This is a genomic window from Asticcacaulis sp., assembly GCF_020217185.1.
Taxonomy (GTDB): Bacteria; Pseudomonadota; Alphaproteobacteria; order Caulobacterales; family Caulobacteraceae; genus Asticcacaulis.
This window is the reverse complement of record NZ_JAIWNX010000249.1, coordinates 1-10,000: the sequence shown is the minus strand read 5'-3', so window position 1 is coordinate 10,000 and position 10,000 is coordinate 1. Positions and strand designations below refer to the sequence as shown.

The following is a 10,000-nucleotide window of genomic DNA, read 5'->3' as shown; positions in this document are numbered from 1 at the left end:
GCCGCGTAGTCGAGGCTCTGTTGCGCGGCGTCGATCAGGTCCTGCGGCCTGGGCAGGGCGCGCCCCAGAAGGGCCAAGCGCTCACGCCGGTTGCGCAGGGCCTGATCAAAACTGCCCAGACGGCGGCGCTCCAGATCGAGCACAAAGCCGCGCAGTTCGCTCAGGACAGGCGTCGCCATTTCCGCCGCCCCGGTAGGGGTAGGGGCGCGGCGATCCGACACAAAGTCGATCAGGGTGGTGTCGGTTTCGTGCCCGACGGCGGAAATCACGGGAAGGGTGCAGGCGGCGACGGCGCGCGCCAGCCCTTCGTCGTTGAAGGCCCACAGGTCTTCGACCGAGCCGCCGCCGCGCGCCACGATCAGCACGTCCGGACGCGGCACAGCCCCCGATTGAAAGCCGTTCAGCGCCTGAATGATCTGCGGCGGGGCGGCGTCGCCCTGCACAATGACGGGCCAGACGATGACGCGGCAGGGCCAGCGGTCGCGGATGCGGTGCAGGATGTCGCGGATGACCGCCCCGGTGGGCGAGGTGATGACGCCGATGGTTTTCGGCGCGAAGGGCAGGCGTTTTTTGCGTTCCGCTGCAAACAGCCCCTCGCCGTGCAGTTTCGCCTTGGTGCGCTCAAGCTGCGCCAGAAGCGCGCCGATCCCGGCGGCCTCCAGGCTCTCGATCACGATCTGATACTTGGACGAGGCGGGGAAGGTGGTCAGCTTACCCGTGACGATAACCTCAAGCCCGGCCTGCGGCTGTGCCTTGAGGCGGCTGACATTGCCCTTCCAGATGACGCCGTCAATGGCGGCGCGGTCGTCCTTCAGAGTCAGATAGACGTGGCCGGAGGTATGCCGCGTGACCTTGGAGATTTCGCCGCGCAGCCGCACATGGTCATAAGCGCTTTCAATCGTGCGTTTGAGCGCGCCGGCCAGTTCGGATACCGACCACGGCGGGCTGTTGGACTGCGAATCAACGGGACTGAGCAGGTCATCGGACATGTCATCCGTTTACCTCTGACGCGTAAAACTGTCACGTGACGAAATGACCGGTTGCGCGCGTGGAAATAACGTTGTTTTCTTCATTTTGTGCTAAACTAGAGCGATAAAAAGAGGAAGGCACCTGATGATCACCGAACCAGACGCCCCGGTTTCCGAGGTCCAGCGGCGGGAGGCTCAGCGCCTGAACGCCCTGCGCACTCTGGAGATTCTCGACAGCGAGGCCGAGCCCGAATTTGATCAGGTCACCCGACTGGCGGCGGATGTGTTTGACGCCCCCATGGCGGCGATCTCGCTGATCGACGCGATTCGCCAGTGGTTTAAATCGAGCGTCGGCCTGTCGGTTTGTGAAACGCCGCGCGAACAGGCCTTTTGTGACTATACCATCTGCCGCGATGAGGTGATGGTGGTACTGGACGCCACCAGGGACTCGCGCTTTGCCAATAACCCCATGGTGTTGGGGGAGGCGCATATCCGCTTCTATGCCGGGGCGCCGATCCGCTTCGGAGAGGTGCTGGTCGGCTCCCTGTGCGTCATCGACACCGAACCGCGCGCCGAATTCAGCGCCCGCGATCAGGCGCGTCTGACGACGCTGGCCGCCACGGTGTCGTCGCTGATGACCCTGCGCAAGGATGCCCAGATGCAGAAGGCGATTGTGCGCCGCTGCAACGAAAATCAGAAGAAGCTGGAGATGATGGAGGCGGTGGCCGGGGTCGGCTACTGGCACGTCGATCTGGAAAATCAGACGGTCGAGTGGTCGCAGGGCGTGTACCGCATCCACGGCCTGACGCCGCAAATCTTCCACCCCAACCTGACCAATGCGCTGGAATGCTACCATCCCGACGACCGTCAGCGCGTGAGCGACTGCGTGAAGGCCGCCGCCTCTTGCGGCGAGGGCTATAGCTTCGAAGCGCGGCTGGTGCGCGCCGATGGCGACATCCGCACGGTTTTCAGTCAGGGCTCGGTCGAATGCGACGAGGCAGGGCAGCCCCTGTCGCTGTTCGGCGTGCTTCAGGACGTGACGGGGCGCAAATCTATAGCGGCGTGAGCTTGTACAGGACGCTGGCGTGGCCACGCAGTTCCAGCGAAATCTCTTCGTCCGCCGTTGAGACCGCCCCGGTCCACAGATTGTGCACGCGGGCTTTTTCGGGCGCATTGATGGCTTTCAGCGCTTGAGTCACCACTTGCGGGTGGTCGCCGATATTGAAGATAGCCAGATAGCGTGCTTTTCCGTCGGCAGTTTGCGCCGTCCACACCACCTGCGCGCCGTCATTGGAGACGGGGACGTTGTTCACACTGTCCTGATTGAGCGCGATGACCTCCTTATTGGTCAGGAGTTTCAGCGTTGCCTCATCGAGTGCGCGCAGGTCGCCGCCCATGATCAGGGGCGAGCGCGCGATCGACCACAGGGTCATCAGGGTCTGCTGCTCATCCGGCGTAAATTTCGTCTTGCGCTGCCCCAGCGCCAGCAGGCCCAGCGGCAGCATGTCGGCATCGGGCCACGCCCCCGGACGACGATAGGGGCTCCAGTCGGCCAGCCGCTTGAACTGCGCCTTCAGCATGTCCCAGCTATCCCAGAAGTCGTCGGAAATACGCCACATCTGGGCATTGTTCTGCGCGTGGACGGCCCATTTGAGGTCCGTTTCACCGGGCGACAGGCTAAGCACGATCGGGCGGCCGGACGCGGCGATGGCGGCCTGAGCCCCCTCGATTTCCGGCCAGTTGATGTCATAGGGGCGGCTCATATCGTCCATCTTGACGAAATCCACGCCCCAGTCGGCAAACAGCTTAAACACCGAGTTATAATAGGCCTGTGCCCCCGGCTTCGACATATCGACGCCGTACATGTCGGTGTTCCAGGTGCAGACGGAGTTGGGGTTGGCCACGTCGCGCGCCGTAAATTTGGTGCCCAGAACCGGCAGGTTCTTCTCATAAGCCAGACGCGGAATACCGCGCATCAGATGCACGCCGAACTTCAGGCCCAGAGCGTGCACCTTGTCGGCCAGCGGCTTGAACCCCGCCCCGTTGGCGGCCGACGGGAAGCGGTTGGGTGCGGGCAGCAGGCGGCCATAGCCATCCATGGCCAGCTCCGCCCCGTGGCGGTATTCATAGCCCGTGGCATTGGGCTCATACCATTGAATATCCACGGTAAACACGTCATAGCCGGCGGGTAACAGCTTGTCGGCCATGATCTTCGCCGTCTCCAGCGCCTGCGCCTCGGTCAGGGTGGTGGCAAAGCTGTTCCAGCTATTCCAGCCCATAGGCGGCTTGGGGGCACGTAGCGTCGGTGACTTCGGCTGCGTCGCCGCGACGGCGGGGACAGTGGCGGCCCCGATCAGGGCCGGGGCGGCAAACAGGGCGCGACGGTTCAGCGTGGACATGGCGGGTTCCTCTCTTATTTGTCAGACTATATGAGAAGTGACTCGCGGCTGTCCAGACTCTTTTCCACGCTCCGTATCGAAGCGGACCACCGGGCCAGATTGGGGCCAGACATTGGCAAACGCTGATTTTTCCGCTTGACCCACGGGCCGTCCTGTCGGAAGTCACCCCCATGAACATCCTGCTGATCGGTTCGGGCGGCCGTGAACACGCCCTCGCGTGGAAAATCCGGCAGTCGCCGCGCGTGGCGCGTCTGGCCATTGCGCCGGGCAATCCCGGCATGGCGGCGCTGGGTGAGGTGCACGACATTAAGGTCACTGATGTGGCCGGCCTGACGAAGCTTGCGGTCGAAATGCAGGCCGATCTGGTCGTGGTGGGGCCGGAGGCGGCGCTGGCCGAAGGCATTGCTGATGCCTTAAAGCGCGTGGGTATTCCCTGTTTCGGGCCGACTCAAAAGGCGGCGCAGCTCGAATCCTCCAAGGCCTTCACCAAGGATTTCTGCAAGCGTCACAATATCCCCACCGCGGCCTACGAGACCTTCACGGACCTCGATGCCGCCAAGGCCTATCTGAAGACCCAGAGCGCGCCCTATATCATCAAGGCCGACGGTCTGGCGGCCGGTAAGGGCGTGGCGATTTCGCCCGACCTGCCCGACGCCTATGCCGAGTTGGAGGCCATGTTCGGCGGCCGCTACGGCGCGGCGTCGCAAACCGTGGTCATCGAAGAATTCATGGCGGGCGAAGAGGCCTCGGTCTTCGCCATTGCCGATGGCGAAACGGCGATCCTGTTCGGCTATGCGCAGGACCACAAGCGCGCCTTTGACGGCGACGCCGGGCCCAATACGGGCGGTATGGGCACCTATAGCCCGGCGCCGGTGGTCACTCAGGATATTCTCGACATTACCGAGCGTGAGATTCTGGCTCCCACCATGGCGGGCATGAAGGCCGAAGAGAACGCCTATACGGGCGTGCTCTACGCGGGTCTGATGATCGAAAATGGCCGGCCGCGTCTGGTCGAATACAATGCCCGCTTCGGCGATCCGGAATGTCAGGTGCTGATGCTGCGCCTCAAAAGCGATCTGGTGCCCTATCTGCTGGCCGCCGCGACGGGCCGCCTGAAGGACATGCCCGCGCCGGAATGGTACGAAGACGCCGCCGTCTGCGTCGTCTATGCCGCCAATGGCTATCCGGACAGCCCCGTCGGCGGCTCGATCATCCGAGGGGCCGAGCAGGACTTTGGCCCGCATGTCAGCGTCTTCCACGCTGGAACCAAACGGCTGGACGACGGGCGTCTGGCGGCCGCCGGCGGGCGCGTGCTCAATATCTGCGCCCGTGGGGCGACGATTCAGGAAGCCCGCGACGCCGCCTATGACGCCATTGCCAAGATCGACTGGCCGATGGGGTTCTATCGCTCGGACATCGGCTGGCGCGCACTCTGAACGGCGGTCTTTGGCCGACGCACGCATCGACTCAAATCTCGCCATTCAGGAGTCGGCGATCAGACCCTCACAACTCCTTGCGCACGCGGATAAACAGCCACGGCTTTGAGCGGTTGCGCGTCAGTTCCAGCGCCCGCACCGTACCCGTGGCACGGTCGCCGTCATAGCGCACGCGGTCGTAGTCATAGACGCGGCCCGGCAGGTTGTTCAGCTCAACGCGCCACAACAGCTTTGGGGTGGGCTTATACTCGGCAAACAGGTTCAGCTTGGCGCTGCCGCGCGCGTAGGAGATTTCCGAGGCGCGATAGACCTTTTCGTCATAGCCGTTCCACACCGAAAAGCCCCATTGGGTGCGCCGCACCGGCAGGTCCTGCGAAAACTCCAGCAACCAGTCGGTTTCGGTCTGGCGCGACAGTCGGCGCTTTTCCTTCGTCACTGGGTCGGTCACTTCCGACAGGAAGACGCTGCCGTTGAATTTCAGCAGGCCGCCGGGGATGCGAAAACGATCCATGGGCAGGGTCAGGGTGGCCCCGATCTCTTCGGCCGTGCCGTCGCCGATATTGCCCTTGGCGTCGAAGACGCTGCCGTCGGTGGCGACGATGGGCACGCGGTCGATGACGTCCGACACGTCCTTATGGATGTATTTCAGCACCAGCGCGCCTTTGTCCCCAAAGCGGTAGCTGGCGTTCAGTTCCGTTTCCCAGCGCTTGTCAGGCTCAAGGCTGACATTGCCGGCCTTGACGGTCGAGTCCATCAGGTCGATCGAAGAGACAAAATCATCGAAATCGAGCTGACCCAGAACGCGCTCAACGCGCAGCAGATATTGCCACGGCCCCTTCGGTGACCACGTCACCTGCACCTTGGGCTTGGCGTAGCCAAAGCGCTTTTCGTCCGGGCGTTCGCTGGTTTGCGACAGGGTGGACCATTCGTATTTCAGGCCCGTTTCGACACTGAGCGCCGGGGTGGCGCGCCAGGTGGCCAGAAACGAGGCTTCGGTGCGGTCTTCCTCGACCTTGACGCGCGAGGCGGGCAGATCGACCGCCGCGCCATTGACCGTCAGGCCCGTGTCGCTGTCGCGCGAATTATAGGCCTTTTCCAGCCCGACCTCATAGGTCAGGCGCTCGCTGCGCGTCCAGATCAGTTGCCCGGAGACGATGTTTTCCTTTTCGACCGAATCTTCACGAAAGCGCGTCTCTTCCGACGGACTGATATAGAGGTCATCGCCCTCTTCGTGCGTATATTTCGACAGGCCATTCAGTTTCAGCGTAAACACCTTGCCCAGCGGGCGGACGTACTGAAACCCGCCCTCGCGCAGGTCTTCGCTATAGTCGAGATTTTCCACCGCCGTGGTGTCGGTGATGAAACGGTAATTGCCGGTATAGGTGTCGGGCGTCCACTTGCCATTGACGGTCAGCTTGCCGCCCCACAAAGGATGCGAGGCGATGGCGTTCAGTTCCACGCCCTTGCCGCCCGCTTCGCTGAGGATTTGGGTGCGGCGAGGGGGGCTGCCGTTGGTCGGATAGACGGTCTTGTCGCCGGGGCTGGCCTCTTCGTCGAAGCTGTTGAAGACGGTGGCCGACAGCTCCAGCGTCTTGTCCCCGGCATTGCGGCTATAGGTGATGCGCCCCGTCGGCTTGACCCAGCCATTGCTCAGGAAGCGCGCATTGGCGATGACGGTCAGGGTCGGCTTTGCCGAGGCCTTGCGGATGATATTGACCACCTGCGTCTGACCCTGCATGTCGATGCCTTCGGCGCCGCCGATGATCAGGTCGATGCGTTCCACCGTGCCCGCCGGGATGCGGTTGAGGATGTCGTTCAGGCTGTCGCTCTTGCTGGTCGGGCGCTGGCCGTCGATCAGCACATTGCCCGCCGCCGCTGCAAAGCCGCGCACCTGATCGACGTTTTTCAGCGTAAAGCCCGGCACGCGGTTGACCATGTCCAGCGCCGACTGCACCTGAAAGGTGCTGAAAAAGGCCTGATCATAGGGGATGACCTGACGCGAGGCAGGGGCGTCGGTGGTCTGAGCCTGTGCAATGACCGGCAGGCCGCACACAAGGGCGGCGGCGCACATCAGGGCCTTGGGGAAGGGCATGAACATCCTGTCGGAAAGAGGGCGAAAACCTATCGCAACTGAAACCTCTTTCTCACAGGGCGGCGCGCGGCCCAAGTGAACGATTTGTCATTAATTTTCGCCGATCTGTGTCCCCGGCATCCGCGCGGTCAGGGCGCGCATGAAGCCCGCCTGATCGTCAAAGCGCGCCGTAATGGGCAGGAAGGCGATCTTTTCCCGCCATGCCGGGCTGAGCTTTACCCAGTCCTTTTCCGTGGTGATCAAGGTCGCGTCGCGGGCCTGCGCCTGCGTTTCCAGTGCGTTCAGATCGGCCTCGCTCAGCGGCTCATGGTCGGCATAGGCGTGGAAATCGGCCACCGCATAGCCGAGCCCCTCCAGCGTGGCGCGGAACTTCCACGGCTTGGCGATGCCGGCAAAGGCCACCACCTTGCCCGGTTCGCCCGCAGGCATCGGGATCAGGCGTGCCGCAAACACCGGCAGGTCACCAAACAGGCGCAACAGCTTCTGATCGACGACGGATTTCTCATCCGGCAGCCACAGGACGACGATATCGGCGCGTTTCAAGGCGATGGCCAGAGGTTCCCGCATCGGCCCCATCGGGAAGACAGACCCGTCACCAAACGGCCAGCCGTCATTCGTGGTGTCGCCATCGACGACCAGCAGGTGAATATCCTTGGCGATCTTCACATTCTGATGCGCGTCGTCGGCAATGGCGATTTCAAAACCCTCGCCTTCGATCAGGCGCAGGCCTTCGGCGCGGTCACGCGCAATCACCATGTCGTAGTCGCGCGCCAGCATCAGGGCCTCATCGCCCACCTCGGCAGCGCTGTGGACGGTAGGATCGACCCTGACCGGGCCGCTCAGCGACCCGCCATAGCCGCGCGACAGGCCGCTGGCCCTGTGGCCGAGTTTTTTGAGGCGGCGCAGCAGTTCGCGCTCGATCGGCGTCTTGCCCGACCCGCCCAGCGTCGCATTACCGACCGAGATGACGCAGACGGGCGAGCGATAGGGTTTGGCCGTCAGGAAGCGCGTGATCGTCACCGCCTCCCATATCCACGCCAGCGGGGCCAAGGCGTAGCGGGTAACCGGCGCACCCTTCGCTTCGCGCTTATACCACCAGTCGGGGGTCTTTAATCGGCGGGCTTTAAGCGGCATCCGCCGCCTCATGGCTTTTGTCGTCCGGGGTGGGGGTGTTACCGGGCAGGAAGGGTTTGAGGTGCGCCATGACGGTATCGAGCGTCCCGGCCTCACGCTGCGCCAGCGCCTGAGCGATACGGTGCGCATCAAGCAGGGCCGCCGGATTGTCGATCAGCCCCTGCGCCAGAAAGCCCAACTCCTGCCGCCCGCTGACGCGGAAGGCGGCCCCGGCGTCGAACATCTGCTGATAGACGGCGTCCCAGTTATAGAGGTCCGGGCCGGTGATCACGGCCTTGCCCAGCCGCGCGGCCTCCAGCGGATTGTGGCCGCCGATCTTTTCGGAGAAGCTTCCTGCCATGATGACCATGTCCGCCAGCCGGAAAAACACGCCCAGTTCGCCGAGCGTGTCGGCCAGATAAATATGCGTCTCTGTGGTCGGGCTGTCCAGTTTTGATCTTTGGCTGACACGAAAACCGAGGGCTTCCAGATCAAGCCGGATGGCTTCGGCGCGCACTGGGTGGCGCGGCGCGATGATCAGCAGCGCCCCCGTCTGGCGCAGGATGTCTTCCAGCGCTGTGGCGATATAGGCCTCTTCGGTGGGGTGGGTGCTGGCGGCCAGTATGACCGTGCGCCCGGCGAACAGGGCCTCCAGCGCCTCGCGCTTGTGGGCGTCATCGGGCAGGGGCGCGCCGATGGTCTTCAGATTGGCTAGGGGTCCCATCTGCTCGGCCTCGGCCCCAAGCATGTCTCTCAACCGTTGATCAGAGCCGCTGTCCTGCGGCAGGATGAGGGCAAAGCCCTTCAGCAGGCTCTGCATCGAACGGCGGATGTTTTGCCAGCCCTGATGCGTTTTGGCGGTGATGCGCGCACTGATCAGCAGGCGGGTGATGCCGCGCTGATCGAGTCCCCTCAGCAGGTTCGGCCACAGGTCGCTTTCGATAAAGACGGCCAGATCGGGGTGCCAGTGGTCGAGGAACTTCGTCACCGCCTGCGGCGTATCGAGCGGCGCGTACTGATGCACGGCGCGCTCCGGCAGGCGCTGCGACAGGATTTCCGCCGAGGTGGTGGTGGCGGTGGTGACGAGAATGTGCAGGTCCGGGTGGTCGTTCAACAGTTGATTAATGACCGGCAGGGCCGACAGGCTTTCGCCGACGCTGACGCCGTGCAGCCAGATCAGCGGCCCCTCCGGGCGCGGCTTCCCGGCGATACCCAGCCGCTCATTGAGGCGCGCCGGGTCTTCCTTGTTGCGCGCCGCGCGGTGCCACAACAGGTTGGGCGCGATGGCGTGAAAGGCCTGCATGGCGGCGGCGTAGAGGCGGAGCATCAGGGTCATGCGGCCCCCGAAGCGGCACCGGTCAGGGCATCGGCGCGGTCAGTGAGGGCGCTTAAGCGCTCGCCCAGTTCGACCCGGCGCGCCTCAAGCTGGGCTTCATCGGCATCGGGCGCGATGGGCGGATGCACCTCCCACAGCATGGCCCCTACGGCGAAGGGCAGGGGGATGCGCTGACGATCCCAGCTATTCAGCGACAGGTAACGTGACGACGACTGCCCGATCAGGATGATGGGCGCGCCGGACATCTGCGACAGTTTCAGCGACCCCTCGGTCATGTCGCGCGCCGGGCCCCGTGGGCCGTCAGGCGTCAGGGCCACGGCATTGCCGGCGCGTATCCAGCGCAGCATGTCGCGGAAGGCCTGCGCACCGCCCTTTTGCTTGGTGGGGTCTGTCTTCTTGGCGGCCGATCCGCGGATAATGTGATAGCCGAAGAGTGTGTTGGTACGGACTGAAAAATCACCACTTTTCGACAAAGAGACCAGTATGGCGATCTTCTGCGCACGGTCGAGCGGCCAGCAGGCGGGGGCATAGTGCACGCGCTGATGCCACAGCAGCAACAGCGCCGGGCCGCCCTGAGCCCACACGGCTTCGGCGGCCTCGCGGCCTTCGTGCGTCCAGCGCGTCGTGCGGTAGCAGAATTTCAGATAGCCGACGAT

General features: G+C 63.7%; 8 protein-coding genes. 2 read left to right on the top strand and 6 right to left on the bottom strand.

What is annotated here, in order from left to right; translation table 11 throughout:
- On the bottom strand, positions 1-989 hold a 989-nt coding region (gene xseA, locus LDL37_RS12450; protein WP_290798790.1), incomplete at its 3' end, for an exodeoxyribonuclease VII large subunit.
- A gap of 124 nt (positions 990-1,113) precedes the next feature.
- On the opposite strand from xseA, the gene LDL37_RS12445 reads away from it, so the two are divergent.
- Positions 1,114-2,034, top strand: a complete 921-nt coding sequence (locus LDL37_RS12445) for a PAS domain-containing protein (protein WP_290798787.1) — start codon at positions 1,114-1,116, stop codon at positions 2,032-2,034.
- Here the strand turns inward: LDL37_RS12445 and LDL37_RS12440 are convergent.
- Entirely contained in the window at positions 2,021-3,367 is a 1,347-nt protein-coding gene (locus tag LDL37_RS12440) for a glycoside hydrolase family 27 protein (protein ID WP_290798785.1), read from the bottom strand. The two genes, LDL37_RS12445 and LDL37_RS12440, sit on opposite strands and share 14 nt — an antisense overlap.
- Before the next feature lie 170 nt (positions 3,368-3,537).
- Here LDL37_RS12440 and purD point away from each other — a divergent pair, with 170 nt between their 5' ends.
- Complete coding sequence (gene purD, locus LDL37_RS12435; protein WP_290798782.1) at positions 3,538-4,803, top strand: phosphoribosylamine--glycine ligase; 1,266 nt, start codon at positions 3,538-3,540, stop codon at positions 4,801-4,803.
- Positions 4,804-4,870: 67 nt separating this feature from the next.
- Here purD and LDL37_RS12430 read toward each other — a convergent pair whose 3' ends face one another.
- The 4 genes from LDL37_RS12430 to LDL37_RS12415 form a co-directional block, all read right to left on the bottom strand.
- Positions 4,871-6,895 carry a TonB-dependent receptor gene (locus LDL37_RS12430; protein ID WP_290798779.1) on the bottom strand — a complete coding sequence of 675 codons (2,025 nt, stop codon included), beginning with the start codon at positions 6,893-6,895 and terminating at the stop codon, positions 4,871-4,873.
- A gap of 90 nt (positions 6,896-6,985) precedes the next feature.
- Entirely contained in the window at positions 6,986-8,029 is a 1,044-nt protein-coding gene (lpxK, locus tag LDL37_RS12425; protein ID WP_290798776.1) for a tetraacyldisaccharide 4'-kinase, read from the bottom strand.
- Positions 8,019-9,344 carry a 3-deoxy-D-manno-octulosonic acid transferase gene (locus LDL37_RS12420; protein WP_290798773.1) on the bottom strand — a complete coding sequence of 442 codons (1,326 nt, stop codon included), beginning with the start codon at positions 9,342-9,344 and terminating at the stop codon, positions 8,019-8,021. The genes lpxK and LDL37_RS12420 overlap by 11 nt, the downstream gene beginning before the upstream one ends.
- Positions 9,341-10,000 (bottom strand): lysophospholipid acyltransferase family protein (locus tag LDL37_RS12415; protein ID WP_290798770.1); only part of this gene is annotated, 660 nt, incomplete at its 5' end. The genes LDL37_RS12415 and LDL37_RS12420, both read right to left, overlap by 4 nt.

Bases quoted from the DNA above. Each gene is read 5' to 3' on its own strand.
- LDL37_RS12445 (WP_290798787.1), top strand. From the start codon at position 1,114: ATGATCACCGAACCAGACGCCCCGGTTTCCGAGGTCCAGCGGCGGGAG.
- purD (WP_290798782.1), top strand. From the start codon at position 3,538: ATGAACATCCTGCTGATCGGTTCGGGCGGCCGTGAACACGCCCTCGCG.
- LDL37_RS12420 (WP_290798773.1), bottom strand. From the start codon at position 9,344: ATGACCCTGATGCTCCGCCTCTACGCCGCCGCCATGCAGGCCTTTCAC.
- LDL37_RS12440 (WP_290798785.1), bottom strand. From the start codon at position 3,367: ATGTCCACGCTGAACCGTCGCGCCCTGTTTGCCGCCCCGGCCCTGATC.
- lpxK (WP_290798776.1), bottom strand. From the start codon at position 8,029: ATGCCGCTTAAAGCCCGCCGATTAAAGACCCCCGACTGGTGGTATAAG.
- LDL37_RS12430 (WP_290798779.1), bottom strand. From the start codon at position 6,895: ATGCCCTTCCCCAAGGCCCTGATGTGCGCCGCCGCCCTTGTGTGCGGC.